This is a genomic window from Salinicola sp. DM10, from assembly GCF_017306975.2.
Lineage (GTDB): Bacteria > Pseudomonadota > Gammaproteobacteria > Pseudomonadales > Halomonadaceae > Salinicola.
Map to the genome: position 1 here is coordinate 25,089 of NZ_JAFLEN020000004.1, position 16,328 is coordinate 41,416.

The window sequence follows — 16,328 nt, forward strand, 5'->3', positions numbered from 1 at the left end:
CGAGCGAGGAATTCGATGGCTCGACCCCGACAGCATGCGCCCGAGGCGCTTCATGCCCAGGTGATGGCGGCATGCGATGCCTGGTTGCAGGGCAATTCGGTGCATACGCTGTCGCTGCGCTCACTGGCGCGAGACGTGGGCTGCGCACCGAGCACGCTGCTCAAGCTCTACGGCAGCTTCAGCAATCTGCTGCAGTACGTCAACATCGAGACCCTCGATCGTATGGGCGCGGCGGTTGCCGGGCTCGAGGAGGCCGAACCCGAGCCGCAGCTCAAGGCGCTGGCCACCGCCTACTGGCAATACGCCCAGCACGAGCCCTATCGCTGGCAGATGCTGTTCGAGTATCCGCTGGCGGAAGAGGGCGAGCTCGACGAGCGGCAGAACCATATCATCGAGGCGCTGTTCGTGCGCGTCGAGGCGGCCCTGCGGCGCCATCAGCCGGGGCTCTCCGCGGTCGAGGCACGGCGCATGGCGCGTACCCTGTGGGGCAGCGTACACGGTCTGGTCCAGCTCGGGCTCAATGACCGTCTCGGCTACTGGCAGGGGCAACCGATGGAGGTCGGCGAGCTGCTCGACCAACTGCTCTCGACCACCCTGCGCGGCCTGCGGCATCTGCCGGACGCGACGTGAGCCGGGCGCTGCTCGCGCGACGTCGCTTCGCGCCCTTCTTCTGGACCCAGGCGCTCGGCGCCTTCAACGACAACCTGTTCAAGAACGTCCTGCTGCTGCTGCTGACCTTCGTCGCCGTGCCGCGCTACGGCTGGGACACGGGGCTGCTCACCAATCTGGCGGCGGGGCTGTTCATCCTCCCGTTCTTCCTGTTCTCCGCCTGGGGCGGCACCCTGGCCGACCATCTCGACAAGCAGCGCCTGGTGCGTCGGCTCAAGCTGCTGGAGCTGGTGACCATGCTCGCCGCGGCCGCGGCGGTATGGTTCGAGCTGTTCGCGCTGCTGCTGGGGCTGCTGTTCATGATGGGCGCCCAGTCGGCGCTGTTCGGGCCGGTCAAGTACGCCATCCTGCCGCAGCACCTGGCGGCGACCGAGCTGGTCAAGGGCAACGCCTGGGTCAACCTGGGTACCTTCGTCTCGATTCTGCTCGGTACGCTGCTGGCCGGGGTGCTGGCCTCACTGGATGGCGCCCTGGGCCGTGCGGCGATCGCGCTGGCGCTGGTGGCGGTGGCGCTGGCCGGGCTGGTCGCCAGTTTCGGCGTGCCGCCGGCGCCGCCCAGTGCCACTGGGCGCGTCGCCTGGCGCCCGCTCTCGGGCACCCTCGAGGTGATGCGCGACGGGCTGCGCCAGCGCCGCCTGCGCCTGGCGCTGATCGGCATCAGCTTCTTCTGGTTCCTGGGCGCCTGCTATCTGACCCAGCTGCCGGCCTGGGTGCGCGATGTGGCCCACGGCGAGGAGGGCGCGGTGAGCTTTCTGCTCGGCGCCTTCGCGCTCGGGGTGGGCGCCGGCGCGCTGCTCTGCGCACGGCTCTCGGCCGGGCGCCTGGAGCTGGGGCTGGTGCCCCTCGGGGTGCTGGTGATCGGCGTCGCGGGGATCGAGCTGGCGGGCACCGCGGTGCCGGCCCAGGCGTCGTTGCCGCTGGTCTCGCTGCTGGGGAGCACCGAGTTCTGGCGCATGAGTACGCTGCTGGCGCTGGTCGGCCTCGGCGGCGGGCTCTACAGCGTACCCCTCTACACCCTGATGCAGCTGGCCAGCCCCGAAGCGCAGCGGGCGCGCATGATCGCCGCCAACAACATCCTCAATGCGCTGTTCATGATCGGCTCGGCGCTGTTCGGGATCGTCGTGCTCAGCCTGCTGTCTCTGTCGCTGGCGACGCTGTTCTACTGCCTGGGCTGGGTCGCGCTGCTGGTGGGGATCGGGCTGCTGATCCGCAACCCGCGCCCGGCGCTGCGACTGCTGATCTTCGTGCTGGTGCGTCTGGTCTATCGGCTGCGCTTTCGCGACCGCCACCACATTCCCGCCACCGGCCCGGCACTGGTGGTGTGCAACCACGTCAGCTTCATGGATGCGCTGGTCCTCGGTGGCGCCTGTCCGCGGCCACTGCGCTTCATGATGGACCGGCCGATCTACGAGTCGCCCTGGCTCAACTGGTTCTTCCGTATCGCCGGGGCCATCCCGGTGGACTCCGACCGGCGCGATCCGGGCGGCGTGCGTCGCGCCCTAGACGAGGTCAGCCGGGCGCTGTGCCACGACGAGGTGGTGATGATCTTCCCCGAGGGGCGGTTGACGCCGGATGGCGAGGTGCATGCCTTCCGCCGCGGTCTGGAGCTGGTGCTGGCGCGCAACCCGGTACCGGTGGTGCCGGCGGCGCTGGGTGGGCTGTGGGGCTCTTGGACCTCCAACTGCGGCGGCAAGGCGCTGACCAAGTGGCCGCGCCGGGTGCGCGCTCGGGTGATCCTGGCCTTCGGCGAGCCTGTCAACGCCCGCGAGGCGACCCGGGGGCTGCTCGAGACCCGGGTGCGCGCGCTCAAGCAGCGTGCCGACGAGGAGCTGGCCCGGCGCCGCGGCGGTCTGATCTGATCCCGGAGACTGCGGGCTGGGCGACGACGCGGGTGGCGCCGTCGGCGGCCCCGAGAGTCACTCGCCGCTGCGCCGCCTGACCCCCAGCTGCCAGCAGCGCACCGAGGTGATCAGGTTCTCCTTGATCTCCAGAATCTCCAGCCGCGTGGTGCCGATCTGCAGGCAGGCCGCGGCATCGGGGAAGGATTCCAGCTGCTCCAGGATCAGCCCGTTGAGGGTCTTGGGGCCGTCGGTAGGCAGTTGCCACCCCAGCGCCTTGTTGAGTTCGCGGATATTGGCGGTGCCTTCGATCACGTAGGCGCCGTCGGTCTGTGGATGGATATCGCGATAGGTTCCGGCTACGTCGGTGGTGAACTCGCCGACGATCTCCTCGAGGATATCCTCCAGCGTCGCCAGCCCCTGCACGTCACCGTATTCGTCCACGACCACGCCGATACGCCGCTTCTGCTGCTGGAAGTTGAGCAGTTGGGTGTGCAGTGGGGTGGATTCGGGAATGAAGTAGGGTTCGCGCGCCTCCTGCACGATCGCCGCCTTGGTGAGGTCGGGCTTGGCCAGAAAGCGCGAGGCGTTGCGCAGGTGCAGGATGCCGACGATGTCGTTGATATCGCCCTTGTAGATCGGCAGGCGGGTGTGCTGGCTCTGGCGGATCTGGGCGAGCAGATCGTCGAGGTCGTCGTCGAGATCGAGCCCGACCACCTCGTGGCGCGGCACCATGATGTCGTTGACGGTGACGTTCTCGAGATCGAGGATCGACAGCAGCATGGCCTGGTGCCGGCTGGGAATCAGCGGTCCTGCCTCGTGGACCACGCTGCGTAGCTCGTCGCGGGTGAGATTGTCCTTGCCCGCCTCGAGCTGCTTGACCCCGAGCAGGCGCAGCAGGTTGTTGGAGATCGCGTTGACCAGCCACACCAGCGGATAGAACACACGCAGCAGCGGTGCCAGCACCAGCGAGGCGGGCAGGGCGATGCGGTCGGGCTTGATCGCGGCATAGGTCTTGGGCGTCACTTCGCCGAAGATCAGTACCACGATGGTCAGCGCCAGGGTGGCGATGGCGGGGCCGGAGACATCGCCGAAGAAGTGAATGGCGACGATGGTGGCGATGGAGGCGGCCAGGTTGTTGACCAGATTGTTGCCGATCAGGATCACCCCGAGCAGGCGATCGGGGCGCTTGAGCAGTTCGACCACGCGCTTGGCTGCGCGGCCGCCGCTGTTGGCCTGGTGGTTCAGGCGATAGCGGTTGATCGACATCATGCCGGTTTCGGAGCTGGAGAAGAATGCCGACAGGCAGACCAGCACGAAGAGCAGGCCCAGCATCAGGCCCAAGGGTATGTCGTCGTTCAAGACGGCGCTTTCCTCTTGTTCGTTGAGACGCCCCCGGCGCCGCCGAGCCGCCGGGAGGTGCGTCGAGACAGGGCCGATATCACGGCCGCGAGCTACTCGCTCGTTCGAGCTTGGCCCGAGAGCGGCGCGCGCGCAACCGCCAAGCGTTCAAGGCCCGGCATGATCCCGGCATCAGGCGTTGTAGTGGAAGATGTACTCGAGCACGAACTTGGTGCCGAAGAAGGCCAGTACCAGCACGCCGACACCGGACAGCGTCCAGCGCACCGCCCTGGGGCCGCGCCAGCCGAGGTAGTGATGGCCGGCGAGCAGGGCGGCGAAGATCAGCCAGGCGAGCAGCGACAGGATGGTCTTGTGCGCCAGGTGCTGGGCGAACAGGTTGTCGACGAACACGAAGCCGCTGACGATGGCTACCGTCAGCAGCAGCATGCCGCACCAGATCAACTCGAACAGCAGTTGCTCCATGCGCGTGAGCGGCGGCAGTACCTGGACGATGCCCAGGGTCTGGCGCTGCTTGAGCGCATGGTGCTGGAACGCCAGCAGCACCGCCTGTACCGCGGCGATGGCGAAGAACGAGAACGCCGCGATCGAACTGAGGATATGAAAGTAGAGGCCGGGGGAGATCCCCGATTCGGTCATGGTGCTGGGCATGCCGATGGCGGCGACGATGGTGATGGCGGCCACCGGGAAGACGCACACGCCGGCATTCAGCACCGGCTTGAACAGGCTGAACAGCAGCAGCAGTGCCACCACCACCCAGCCGATCAGGGTCGCGCTCTGGGTCAGGCCCATGTGCAGTCCGCGCGGGCCGAGCAGGGTCAGGCCGACGATCACGCCATGGCAGAGCAGCGCGATCGTCCCGGCGCTGCGCACCCAGCGCGGGCGTTCGGCGACGCGCCGGGCCAGGCTCAGGCTCTGCCAGAGTCCGGCGGCGAGATAACAGACGATAGCGACCAGGGCGAAGGGAAGCGCCGGCATCGGTGTCAAAGCCTCATGGAGCGGCCGCGAGGCGCCCGCCCGAACGGTGAAGGAGTATCGAAATCAATCCTGTGCATAGCGTCCGCTACTATACCCAATCGGCGTCGCGGCGCCCAGCCGTGACCCCGGTCGCCGGGGGATGGCGCGGCTGTCCTGCATCGGTACGTGGAGAGACGTGGCACTCACGCGTATAATGGTCGGCCACATTCTTTTTCAGCGGCGCCGCGATCCCCTGGTCGAACCCTGCGGTGCCCGGCATCGCCGCCCGGAGCGTTCCATGTTCGAAAGTCTCTCCAATCGCCTGTCGCAGACGCTGAAGTCGATCACCGGCCAGGCGCGCCTGACCGAAGACAACATCAAGGACACCCTGCGCGAGGTGCGTCGCGCCCTGCTCGAGGCCGACGTCGCGCTGCCGGTGGTCAAGGATTTCGTCGATCGCGTGCGCGAGCGCGCGGTGGGCCAGGAGGTCTCCAAGAGCCTCTCCCCGGGTCAGCAGTTCGTCAAGATCGTGCAGCAGGAGCTGGAAGCGATCATGGGCCAGGCCAACGAGGCGCTGAGCCTCAAGGGCACGCCGGCGGTGGTGCTGATGGCGGGTCTGCAGGGGGCGGGCAAGACCACCTCGGTGGCCAAGCTGGCCAAGTACCTGCGCGAACGCGAGAAGAAGAAGGTGCTGGTGGTCTCCGCCGACGTCTATCGTCCGGCCGCCATCGACCAGCTCGAGACCCTGGCGCGGGAGGTCGAGGTCGACTTCTTCCCCTCTACCAGCGCCGAACAGCCGGTGGCGATCGCCGAAGCGGCGATCAAGCACGCCAAGATCCAGTTCCATGACGTGGTGCTGGTCGACACCGCCGGCCGCTTGGCGGTGGACGAGGCGATGATGGCCGAGATCCAGGCGCTGCACCGGGCGATCCAGCCGCAGGAAACCCTGTTCGTGGTCGACGCCATGACCGGTCAGGATGCCGCCAACACCGCCAAGGCGTTCCACGATGCTCTGCCGCTGACCGGGGTCATCCTGACCAAGGCCGATGGTGACGCGCGTGGCGGTGCCGCGCTCTCGGTGCGCCACATCACCGGCAAGCCGATCAAGTTCATGGGCATGGGCGAGAAGGTCGATGCGCTGGAGCCGTTCCACCCCGACCGCGTCGCCTCGCGCATTCTCGGCATGGGTGACGTGCTGTCGCTGATCGAGGAGGCCGAGCGCAACGTCGACAAGGGCAAGGCCGAGCAGCTCGCCAAGAAGGTCAAGAAGGGCCAGGGCTTCGATCTCGAAGACTTCCGCGACCAGCTGCAGCAGCTCAAGAAGATGGGCGGCATGGGCGGTTTGATGTCGAAGCTGCCCGGCATGGGGCAGATGGCCGAGATGGCCCAGAACAAGGGCGCCGAGCAGGAGTTCGGCAAACTCGAGGCGCTGATCAACTCGATGACCCCGCAGGAGCGGCGCAAGCCGGAGATCATCAACGGCTCGCGCAAGCGGCGCATCGCTACCGGTGCCGGTCTCCAGGTGCCCGATCTCAACCGTCTGCTCAAGCAGCACAAGCAGATGCAGAAGATGATGAAAAAGGCCGGCCAGAAAGGCGGCATGCAGAAGATGATGCGCGGCATGTCGGGCATGATGGGCGGCGGTGGCGGCCCGGGTGGCCCCGGCGGTATGGGGGGCATGGGCGGCATGGGCGGCGGCGGTTTCCCCTGGCGCTGAGCCGGCCGCGCGCTCGCCGGGCGGTGGCGAACCTCAACAAAAGGTTTCCAATCGGCGGGCTTTTCCGTAGAATGCTGCGTCTTCGTCTCGGGCCTACGCCCGGGAAGACTCGATTCCGTGGCGTAACGATTCACTTAACCGAAGGATTATCAACGCAATGGTTACCATTCGTCTGGCACGTGGTGGCGCCAAGAAGCGTCCCTTCTATCACCTGACCGTCAGCGACTCTCGCGTTTCCCGCGACGGCCGCTTCATCGAGCGCGTCGGTTTCTTCAACCCGATCGCGCGCGGTCAGGAAGAGCGTCTGCGCGTCGATCTCGACCGCGTCGCTCACTGGGAGTCCCAGGGCGCGCAGGTCTCCGACCGCGTCGCTGAGCTGGTCAAAGAAGCACGCAAGGCCCAGGCCTGAGTTCGAACGTGATGTCGGCAGCGGCGCATGACGACGACCCGCAGCAGGTGCTGCTGGGCCGCCTGACCAGCCCGCACGGCGTCAAGGGTTGGCTCAAGGTCTATTCGTACACCAGCCCGGCCGAGGGCATCTTCGACTACCCCAAGTGGACGTTGACGCTCAACGGCCAGCGCGAGACGCACAAGCTGCTCGACGCGCGCCCGCAGGGCAAGGCACTGGTGGTACGGCTGGAAGGCGTCGACACCCGCGAGCTGGCCGAGCAATGGGCCGGCGCCGACGTGTCGGTGGCCAAGTCGGCGTTGCCGACGCTGGAAGACGGCGAGTTCTACTGGCATCAGCTGGAGGGGCTCGACGTGGTGACCCGTGAGGGCGTCAGGCTGGGCCGGGTCGATCATCTGTTCGAGACCGGTGCCAATGACGTGCTGGTGGTCAAGCCCGGCACCGACAGCGTGGACGATCGTGAACGGCTGCTGCCGTTTCTGCCCGACGACGTGATCGTCGCGGTGGATCTCGCCGCCGGCGAGATGACGGTCGATTGGGACCCGACGTTCTAGCTTCCCGCGCAGGCGGGGGCAAGAGCGCGGCAGGGGAGGAGAAGCGTACCGTGTGGATAGGTGTCGTCTCCCTGTTCCCGGAGATGTTCGAGGCCATTACCCGGCACGGCGTGACCGGTCGGGCCGTGGAGCGAGGCTTGCTCGAGATGGCCTTGTGGAATCCTCGGGACTACGCCACGGACAGACATCGCACGGTCGACGATCGCCCCTACGGTGGAGGTCCCGGCATGCTGATGAAGGTGGCGACACTGCGCGCGGCGCTCGATGACGCCCGCCGCAGTGCCGCCGCCGAGGGCCGGCGCCCGACGGTGATCTACCTCTCGCCGCAGGGTCGGCGGCTGGATCAGGCCGGCGTCAGGGAACTGGCTGCCCGCGAGAGTCTGATCGTGGTCGCCGGGCGCTACGAAGGCATCGACGAGCGTGTGGTCGACGCCGATATCGACGAAGAGTGGTCGATCGGTGACTACGTGCTCAGCGGCGGCGAGCTGCCGGCGATGGTGCTGATCGACGCGCTGTCCCGTGAGGTGCCCGGGGTGCTCGGCCACAGCGACTCGGCGAGCGAGGACTCCTTCGCCAGCGGTCTGCTCGACTGCCCGCACTACACCCGCCCCGAGGTGATCGATGGTCACCGGGTGCCGGAGGTACTGCTCAGCGGCAATCACGCGGCGATCCGGCGCTGGCGCCTGAAGCAATCTCTCGGACGCACCTGGCTCAGGCGTCCGGATCTGTTGGAGAGCCGAACGTTGGACCGCGAGCAGCAGCTGCTGCTCGACGAGTTCATCGAGGAACACGTCGCACGCGACGGCGGTGCATGAGGCAAGGCGCCTGCATGCGTCACTCACAGTCCGATTCCGCGCCGGTTCAGCGAACTCGCGCCGGGATCACGGAGCGCCCCCCGGGGCACTCCTCTCAAACCAGGAGCAAGACATGAGCAGCAAGAACAAGGTGATCCAGGCGCTCGAGAACGAGCAGATGAACAAGGACATCCCGGCCTTCGCCCCCGGCGATACCGTGGTCGTCCAGGTCAAGGTCGTGGAAGGTAACCGCGAGCGTCTGCAGGCCTTCGAAGGCGTGGTCATCGGCAAGCGTAGCCGCGGTCTGAACTCCGCCTTCACCGTGCGCAAGATCTCCCACGGTGTCGGCGTCGAGCGTACCTTCCAGACCTACAGCCCGCTGGTTGCCGGTATCGAAGTCAAGCGTCGCGGCGACGTGCGTCAGGCCAAGCTCTACTACCTCCGCGAGCGCAGCGGCAAATCCGCGCGTATCAAGGAAAAGCTGGGCTGAGTGCGATGACGCCCCGGCACCTGTTGGCCGGGGCGATGGCATCGCCACCCGAGAAGACCCCGTGCGCGTTCGGCGCACGGGGTCTTCTGCGTTATGCTGCGGGGTCGAGCCAATCCTGCCGATGATCATGAGAGGGTGTTTACAAAATGCCTGCGCTCGACGATACAGCGTTGAAATCGACCTCAAAGTACTCATTTACACCGCGTAAACTCCGTCTTTTCGGCCGATTTCGCCTTGTCTCGCCTTCGCTCGTCGAATTTGTAAACACCCTCTGAGCCCATGAGCACATGAACGATCACGACCGCCGCGACGCCTTTCTCGATGCGCTGTGGCTCGAGCGCGGCGTCAGCGAGCACACGCTGAGCGCCTACCGCCATGACCTGTCGACCTGGATCGGCTTTCTCGAGAGCCGTGACGAGCGGCTGCTGGCGCCCGCCGAGAGCAGTGTCAACGCCTTTGTCGATGGCCGTCGCGAGACCTACCATGCGCGCTCGGTGGCGCGGCTGTTGTCGTGTCTACGGCGCTTCTATCGCTGGGCACTAGGCGAGGGGCTGATCGCCCACGACCCGCTGGCCGAGATCGAGCCGCCGAAGATCACCCCCGGGCTGCCGGCGACGCTCGACGAGCGCGACGTCGAGCGGCTGCTGGCGGCACCGGATGTCGACTCGGCGCTGGGCCTGCGCGATCGCGCCATGCTCGAGCTGCTCTACGCCTGCGGTCTGCGCGTCTCCGAACTGGTGGGGCTCAGCGTCGCGGCGGTCAATCTGCGTCAGGGCGTGGTGCTGGTACGCGGCAAGGGAGACAAGGAGCGGCTGGTGCCGCTGGGTGAAGAGGCCCTGAGCTGGCTCGAGCGCTATCTGCGACAGGGGCGCGGCGAGCTGATGCGCGACACCCGTCAGCCGGCGCTGTTTCCCGGGCGCGCGGACGCCTGCATGACACGCCAGACCTTCTGGTACCGGATCAAGCACTACGCCCGCCTGGCGGCGATCGACAAGCCGCTGTCGCCGCACACCCTGCGCCACGCCTTCGCGACCCATTTATTGAATCATGGCGCCAATTTGCGTGTCGTACAGCTACTGCTGGGGCATAGTGATCTATCCACCACGCAGATCTACACGCATGTGGCCCAGGCGCGCCTGGAAGCCCTGCACGCCCAACACCATCCGAGAGGTTGAACATGAGAAGTCGCTCGACCCTGGCCGCGCTGGCGCTGGCCGGACTCTGCCTGACGCCCGCTGCCTTCGCCAAGCCGCCCAGCGATCTGGACGCCAAGCTCAATGCCCACAGCGGCCAGCCGCTGCCGATCGAGTCGATCGACGACTCGCCGTTGCCGGGGCTCTACGAGGTGCGGCTGAAGGGGGGCAATACGCTCTACGCGGATGCCAAGGGCGAATATCTGATCGTCGGCGACCTCTACCAGAACGCCAAGGATGGGATGGTCAACCTGACAGAGCAGGCGGCCAATGCCCGGCGCCAGGCGCTAATCGACAAGGTGCCGGAAGACCAGCGGGTGGTCTACAAGCCGGCGGGCAAGGTCAAGGCCAGGCTCACGGTGTTCACCGATACCACCTGTCCTTACTGCCATAAGCTGCACGCCGAGATGAACCAGCTCAACGCCATGGGCATCGAGGTCGACTATCTCGCCTTCCCGCGCATGGGGCCGGACTCCGACGCCGCGCGCCAGCTGGCCAAGGTGTGGTGTGCCGACAACCGCTCCGAGGCGATGAGTGCCGCCTTCCGCGGCGATGCGGTGGACGCCCCGGCGAGCTGTGATGCACCGATCGCCAAGCAGTACCAGCTGGGGGTCGAGTCCGGCATCCAGGGTACCCCGGCGATCATCTTCCCCGATGGCAAGATGGTGCCTGGCTATCTGCCGGCCAAGCGCCTGGCGGCGATGCTCGGCATCGACCCCAACGCCAAGAGCTGAAAGCGGGCTCTGCCGCCGCTTGACAAGGGTGGCGGGGCTTTCTACCGTGACCGCCCCCGCGGCGTTGCAGCTGGCGCGAGGGGCGCGCTAAAAGGGCGGCCGGAGGGCATGGCCGACCCGGACCCAGGACCTGCGACAGCGGGCCTTCAGACAATCAGGCGACGCGGCAGGCTTGCCGCGCCGCGAGACAGGGGAGTGATATCTTGAAACCGGTGAGAGTGGGTATCTGCGGTTTGGGCACCGTGGGCGGTGGCACCTTCAATGTGCTGACGCGCAACGCCGACGAGATCGCGCGTCGCGCCGGTCGCCCGATCGTGATCGAGCAGGTCGGCGCGCGCCGCGACAACCCCGACTGCGACACCACCGGTATCAAGGTCACCCGCGACATCTTCGAGGTGGCGCGCAACCCCGATGTCAATGTGCTGGTCGAGCTGGTCGGCGGCTATGACGTCGCCCGCGAGCTGGTGATGACCGCCATCGAGCACGGCAAGCACGTGGTCACCGCCAACAAGGCGCTGATCGCGGTCTACGGCAACGAGATCTTCCGCGCCGCCCATGACAAAGGCGTGATCGTCGCCTTCGAGGCCGCGGTGGCCGGCGGTATACCGGTGATCAAGTCACTCCGCGAGGGGCTCGGCGCCAACCGTATCCAGTGGCTCGCCGGCATCATCAACGGCACCGGCAACTATATCCTGACCCATATGCGCGACGAGGGCCGGGCGTTCGAGGACGTGCTCGCCGAGGCCCAGGCGCTGGGTTACGCCGAGGCCGACCCGACCTTCGACGTCGAAGGTATCGACGCTGCCCACAAGCTGACCATTCTTGCCTCGATCGCCTATGGCGTGCCGCTGCAGTTCGATCGCGCCTACACCGAGGGCATCGCGCGGATCACCGCGGAGGACGTCGAGCAGGCCGACAACCTCGGCTACACCATCAAGCACCTGGGCATCACCCGGCGCAGCGACAGCGGCGTCGAGCTGCGCGTGCATCCGACCCTGATCCCCAAGGAGCGGCTGCTGGCCAATGTCCACGGAGTCAAGAACGCCATTGCGGTGATGGGCGACGCCACCGGCCCGACGCTCTACTACGGCGCCGGTGCCGGGGCCGAACCGACCGCCTCGGCGGTGGTCGCGGATCTGCTCGACGTGGCCCGCGACATCACCACCGCGCACCACTACCGGGTGCCCTATCTGGCCTTCAGCGGGGTCAACGACGAGGTCAATGCGCTGCCGATCCTGCCGATGGAGGATATCGTCACCGCCTACTACCTGCGCCTGCTGGCGGTGGATCGTCCCGGGGTGCTGGCGCGGGTCGCCACCATCCTCTCCGAGCACGGCATCTCGATCGAAGCGATCATCCAGAAAGAGGCCACCGAGGGTGAGCTGGTGCCGATCATCCTGATGACTCACCGCACCCGCGAGCAGCACATGAACGAGGCGATCCGCCAGCTCGAGTCGCTGGCCGACATCGCCGGTCCGGTGACGCGGATTCGGGTCGAGTCCCTGGACGAGCAGGAATAAGTCGCGACTGACAGCACGGGCTAGTAGCCCAGGACCGAGTGGAAACCAAGATGCGTTATATCAGTACGCGCGGGCAGGCGCCGGCGCTGAATTTCGAGGAAGTGGTGTTGACCGGTCTGGCCAGCGATGGCGGGCTCTACGTGCCGGAAACGGTGCCCCAGCTGTCGGCGGAGACGCTGGCGGGGATGGCGGGGCTGTCGTATGCCGAGATCGCCTTCCAGGTGATGCAGCCGTTCGTCGGCGGCGAGATCGATGACGACACCTTCCGCGGCCTGGTTCACGATGCCTACGCCACCTTCAGCCATGAGGCGGTGGTGCCGCTCAACCAGCTCGACGCCAATCACTTCCTGCTCGAGCTGTTCCACGGCCCCACGCTGGCGTTCAAGGACGTCGCGCTGCAGCTGCTGGGGCGCATCCTCGATCACTTCCTGGCCAAGCGTGGCGAGCGCGCGGTGATCATGGGCGCCACCTCCGGCGATACCGGCTCGGCGGCGATCGAGGGCTGCCGCCACTGCGACCATCTCGACATCTTCATCCTGCACCCGCACAACCGCGTCTCCGAGGTGCAGCGGCGGCAGATGACCACGGTGCTCGCCGACAACGTCTTCAATATCGCCATAGAGGGCAACTTCGACGATGCCCAGGCGATGGTCAAGGCGAGCTTCGCCGATCAGGCGTTCCTCGACGGCACCCGGCTGGTGGCGGTCAACTCGATCAACTGGGCGCGCATCATGGCCCAGATCGTCTACTACGTGGCCTCGGCGGTCGCCCTCGGTGCCCCGCATCGCGAGGTGAGCTTCTGCGTGCCCTCGGCCAACTTCGGCAACCTCTTCGCCGGTTACATGGCGAGCCAGATGGGGCTGCCGGTGAAGCAGTTCATCATCGCCACCAACGCCAACGACATCCTGCACCGCACCCTCGCCGACAACGACTTCTCCAAGCGCGAACTCGCCGCCACCCTGGCGCCGTCGATGGATATCGTGGTGTCGTCGAACTTCGAACGGCTGCTGTTCGATGCCTACGAGCGCGACGGCAGCGCGGTGCGCGAACTGCTCGAACGCTTCCAGCGCGAGCCGGCGGCACTCGCCGAGGCGCCGCTGGCGCGGCTGCGCGAGAAGTTCTCGAGCTTCAGCGTCGATGACGACACCATCCTCGAGGTGATCCGCGAGGCGCACCAGCGCACCAAGGAGCTGCTCGACCCGCATACCGCCACCGGCTATCGCGCCGTCGAGCGGGTGCGCGCCGACAGCGCTACGCCGATGATCACCCTGGCCACCGCGCATCCGGCCAAGTTCGCCGAGGCGGTGGTCAAGGCGGGTTTCACCGGGGCGCCGCTGCCGCCGCACATGGACGGCCTGCTCGAACGCGAGGAGCGCTACACGGTGCTGCCGGCGGAACTCGCCGCGGTTCAGCGCTTCGTTGCTGACAACCGCCGCTGAGGCGGCGGTTGCTGTGAGTGTCACGATGTCGACGTCGGCCCCAAGCGCCGCGACCTCCCTCGATCCGGCGGCGATCCGTCCGCGCCTGCTGCCGCGCGAGCGCGACGCGGCGCTCTATCGGCGCGCCCAGGCCGAGGGCCTGAGCGAGCTGCAGGCGCGGGTCCTGGCCGGGCGCCTGGCGGGCTATGCGGGGCCGCTGGCGGCGCTGACCGATCCGGCCCTGCGTCATCTCAGCCATCCCGAGCGGCTGGCCGATGCGCGCCGCGGCGCGGAGCGCATCGCGCGGGCGGTGAGCGAGGGCGAGCACATCGGTATCCTCACCGATTACGACGTCGACGGCATCACCTCCCACGTGGTGATCCTGCGCGCGCTGACCGAGCTGTTCGGCGTGCCCGCGACCCGCCTGCACAGCCTGATCGGCCACCGCATCAACGATGGCTACGGTATCAGTCTACCGCTGGTCGAGCGCACCCTGGCGCTCAAGCCACGCCCCAGCCTGGTGGTCACCGCCGACTGCGGCTCTTCCGACGAGCCGCGGATCGCTCGCTTGCGCGAGGCCGGTATCGATGTGGTGGTGACCGATCACCACGCGCTGCCGCTGGCGGGTCCGCCGGCCTCGGCCTACGCCACCATCAACCCTACCCGCGACGACTGCGACTATCCCGACAAGACCATCGCCGGCTGCATGGTGGCGTGGCTGATGATGTCGCTCACCCGGGCGGTGCTGATCGAGCAGGGCGTGCTCTCTGCGTCGACGCCCAAGCTCGCGCCCTGGCTCTCCTACGTCGCCCTGGGCACGGTGGCCGACTGTGTCTCGCTGGGTGGCAGCGCCGCCAACCGCGCCGTGGTGAGCTATGGCCTGCGTCTGATCAACCGCATGCAGGCGCCCTGCTGGCGGGTGATGGCGGAGCGCCTGGGGGCCGACAGCGTGCCGTTCGACGCCGAGACCCTGGCCTTCCAGATGGGACCGCGCATCAACGCGCGCTCGCGCCTCGACGACCCCTACGCTGCGCTGCACTTCATGCTGGCGACGGATGACGCTGTGGCTCGGCGCCACCTGCAGGTGCTCGACGACGACAACCAGGCGCGCAAGGCGCTGGAAGCGGACATGGTCGAGCAGGCCCGGGGGCTGGCGCTGGCACAGCTGGCCGAGGACCCGCCGGCGCTGGTGATCCATCTGCCGCAGGGCCACGCCGGGGTGCAGGGGATCGTCGCCTCGCGCCTGGTCCAGAGCTATGGACGCCCGACCCTGGTGCTGACCCCGGCCACCACGCCAGAGATGCTCACCGGCTCGGGGCGTTCGATCGAGGCGCTGCATCTGCGTGACGCCCTGCAGCGCGCCCATGAGCTGGCTCCGGAGAGTCTGCCGCGCTTCGGCGGGCATCGCGGTGCCGCCGGCGTGGGGGTACCGCTGGGCGAGCTCGAGCGTTTCCGTGGCGCCTTTTTGCAGGCGGTGGGCGAGCAGCTGGGCGGGCGCGAACTCTATCCGGTGGTATGGACCGACGGCGAGCTGGAGGCGGCGCAGCTGTCGCTGGCCACCCTCGACGAGCTGGCGGCGCTGGCACCCTATGGGCGCGAATTCGAGGCGCCGCTGTTCGAGGCCACCTTCCACGTCGAGCAGCTGCGTGCGGTGGGGGCGGATGGCAACCACCTGATGCTGGAACTCTCCCGCGATGCCAGCGTGACCCGCGCCATCTGGTTCCGCGCTCTGGCGCCGGGGGCGTCGCATCCGATCGCCGTGGGCGACCGCGTCCGCTGTGGCTTCAAGCTCTCGCGCAACCGCTGGAAAGGGCGCGAGTCGCTGCAGTTGATGGTCGAGCACGCCGAACGCCTGAGCGGCTGATATCCGCGCGGGTGCAGGCCCGAACCGGCTGCCGCTACGCTATCCACTCCCTTGGCGGAATTGACGCTATCATTGGCTGTCTCGCGCACCGCGAGCGACGCAGCGGCGCCACAAGCGCCGCGCTTTCCGCCAGGCCGGCGGCGCCACCGCGCCACGGCGATGGCCATACCATGCCAAGGGAACTTCGATGGACAGCCCCCAGATCCGTCACCGCACGCACGAAGACGTGCTCGCCATTCTGCTCGGGTCGGCCTGCGCCGCGCTCGGCGTGGTGCTCTATCAGCACGCCGAGATTCTGATCGGCAGTACGGCGGGTATCTCGCTGCTGATCAGCTACGCCACCGGCTGGCCCTTCGGGCCGGTGTTCTTCGTGGTCAACCTGCCATTCTACTGGCTCGCCTGGCAGCGGATCGGGCATCAGTTCACGCTTAAGACCTTCGCCGCCATTGCGCTGCTCTCCTGGCTCAGCTGGCATATCGCCGACTGGATCGAGATTGGAAAGGTGACGCCACTGTTCGCGGCGCTGATGGGCGGGGCGCTGATCGGACTGGGGGTGCTCTCGCTGTTTCGCCATCGCGGCAGCCTGGGCGGCTTCAATATCCTCGCGCTGCACCTGCACGATCGCCACGGCTGGAGCGCGGGCAAGGTGCAGCTGGGGCTCGATGGTCTGGTGATGCTGGCCGCGTTCGCCGTGCTACCGGTGAGCAACGTGCTCTACTCTATCCTGGGGGCGGCGGTGCTCAGCGGCATCCTCACCCTCAACCACCGCCCGGGGCGCTATACCGGGGTCAGCCGCAGCTGAGCGGTACGCG

General features: G+C 67.4%; 15 protein-coding genes. 13 read left to right on the forward strand and 2 right to left on the reverse strand.

What is annotated here, in order from left to right; all coding sequences use genetic code 11:
* The first annotated feature begins 15 nt into the window (after window positions 1–15).
* Complete coding sequence (locus tag J0A90_RS14250; protein WP_207031690.1) at window positions 16–630, forward strand: TetR/AcrR family transcriptional regulator; 615 nt, start codon at window positions 16–18, stop codon at window positions 628–630.
* Entirely contained in the window at window positions 627–2,528 is a 1,902-nt protein-coding gene (locus tag J0A90_RS14255) for an MFS transporter (protein ID WP_233076808.1), read from the forward strand. The genes J0A90_RS14250 and J0A90_RS14255 overlap by 4 nt, the downstream gene beginning before the upstream one ends.
* Before the next feature lie 57 nt (window positions 2,529–2,585).
* On the opposite strand, the gene J0A90_RS14260 is transcribed toward J0A90_RS14255, so the two are convergent.
* Together J0A90_RS14260 and J0A90_RS14265 are read right to left on the reverse strand one after the other, a co-directional pair.
* Window positions 2,586–3,869, reverse strand: a complete 1,284-nt coding sequence (locus tag J0A90_RS14260; protein ID WP_207031681.1) for an HlyC/CorC family transporter — start codon at window positions 3,867–3,869, stop codon at window positions 2,586–2,588.
* Between the two features lie 171 nt (window positions 3,870–4,040).
* The gene (locus tag J0A90_RS14265) at window positions 4,041–4,844 is read right to left on the reverse strand and encodes an inner membrane protein YpjD (RefSeq protein ID WP_207031679.1); all 804 of its coding nucleotides are present in this window, start codon (window positions 4,842–4,844) and stop codon (window positions 4,041–4,043) included.
* Between the two features lie 277 nt (window positions 4,845–5,121).
* On the opposite strand from J0A90_RS14265, the gene ffh reads away from it, so the two are divergent.
* The 11 genes from ffh (at window position 5,122) to J0A90_RS14320 (ending at window position 16,318) form a co-directional block, all read left to right on the forward strand.
* Window positions 5,122–6,540 carry a signal recognition particle protein gene (gene ffh / locus J0A90_RS14270; RefSeq protein WP_207031668.1) on the forward strand — a complete coding sequence of 473 codons (1,419 nt, stop codon included), beginning with the start codon at window positions 5,122–5,124 and terminating at the stop codon, window positions 6,538–6,540.
* 157 nt (window positions 6,541–6,697) lie between these two features.
* Window positions 6,698–6,949 (forward strand): 30S ribosomal protein S16, encoded by a 252-nt coding sequence (rpsP, locus tag J0A90_RS14275; RefSeq protein WP_110674742.1) that lies wholly within the window; start codon window positions 6,698–6,700, stop codon window positions 6,947–6,949.
* Between the two features lie 11 nt (window positions 6,950–6,960).
* Window positions 6,961–7,503 carry a ribosome maturation factor RimM gene (gene rimM / locus J0A90_RS14280; protein ID WP_207031806.1) on the forward strand — a complete coding sequence of 181 codons (543 nt, stop codon included), beginning with the start codon at window positions 6,961–6,963 and terminating at the stop codon, window positions 7,501–7,503.
* 50 nt (window positions 7,504–7,553) lie between these two features.
* Window positions 7,554–8,318, forward strand: a complete 765-nt coding sequence (trmD, locus tag J0A90_RS14285; protein WP_207031666.1) for a tRNA (guanosine(37)-N1)-methyltransferase TrmD — start codon at window positions 7,554–7,556, stop codon at window positions 8,316–8,318.
* A 112-nt stretch (window positions 8,319–8,430) separates the two neighbouring features.
* Complete coding sequence (rplS, locus tag J0A90_RS14290) at window positions 8,431–8,787, forward strand: 50S ribosomal protein L19 (RefSeq protein WP_035475366.1); 357 nt, start codon at window positions 8,431–8,433, stop codon at window positions 8,785–8,787.
* Window positions 8,788–9,074: 287 nt separating this feature from the next.
* Window positions 9,075–9,962, forward strand: coding sequence for a site-specific tyrosine recombinase XerD (gene xerD, locus J0A90_RS14295; protein WP_207031661.1), 888 nt, complete (start codon window positions 9,075–9,077; stop codon window positions 9,960–9,962).
* Between the two features lie 2 nt (window positions 9,963–9,964).
* Window positions 9,965–10,714 carry a DsbC family protein gene (locus J0A90_RS14300; RefSeq protein WP_207031660.1) on the forward strand — a complete coding sequence of 250 codons (750 nt, stop codon included), beginning with the start codon at window positions 9,965–9,967 and terminating at the stop codon, window positions 10,712–10,714.
* Between the two features lie 203 nt (window positions 10,715–10,917).
* Window positions 10,918–12,234, forward strand: coding sequence for a homoserine dehydrogenase (locus tag J0A90_RS14305; RefSeq protein ID WP_207031659.1), 1,317 nt, complete (start codon window positions 10,918–10,920; stop codon window positions 12,232–12,234).
* Window positions 12,235–12,284: 50 nt separating this feature from the next.
* Complete coding sequence (thrC, locus tag J0A90_RS14310) at window positions 12,285–13,673, forward strand: threonine synthase (protein ID WP_207031658.1); 1,389 nt, start codon at window positions 12,285–12,287, stop codon at window positions 13,671–13,673.
* A 25-nt stretch (window positions 13,674–13,698) separates the two neighbouring features.
* A complete protein-coding gene (locus tag J0A90_RS14315) occupies window positions 13,699–15,516 on the forward strand; it encodes a DHH family phosphoesterase (protein WP_207031655.1) in 1,818 nt (605 codons plus the stop codon).
* A gap of 187 nt (window positions 15,517–15,703) precedes the next feature.
* The gene (locus J0A90_RS14320; protein ID WP_207031646.1) at window positions 15,704–16,318 is read left to right on the forward strand and encodes a YitT family protein; all 615 of its coding nucleotides are present in this window, start codon (window positions 15,704–15,706) and stop codon (window positions 16,316–16,318) included.
* Window positions 16,319–16,328: the final 10 nt, after the last annotated feature.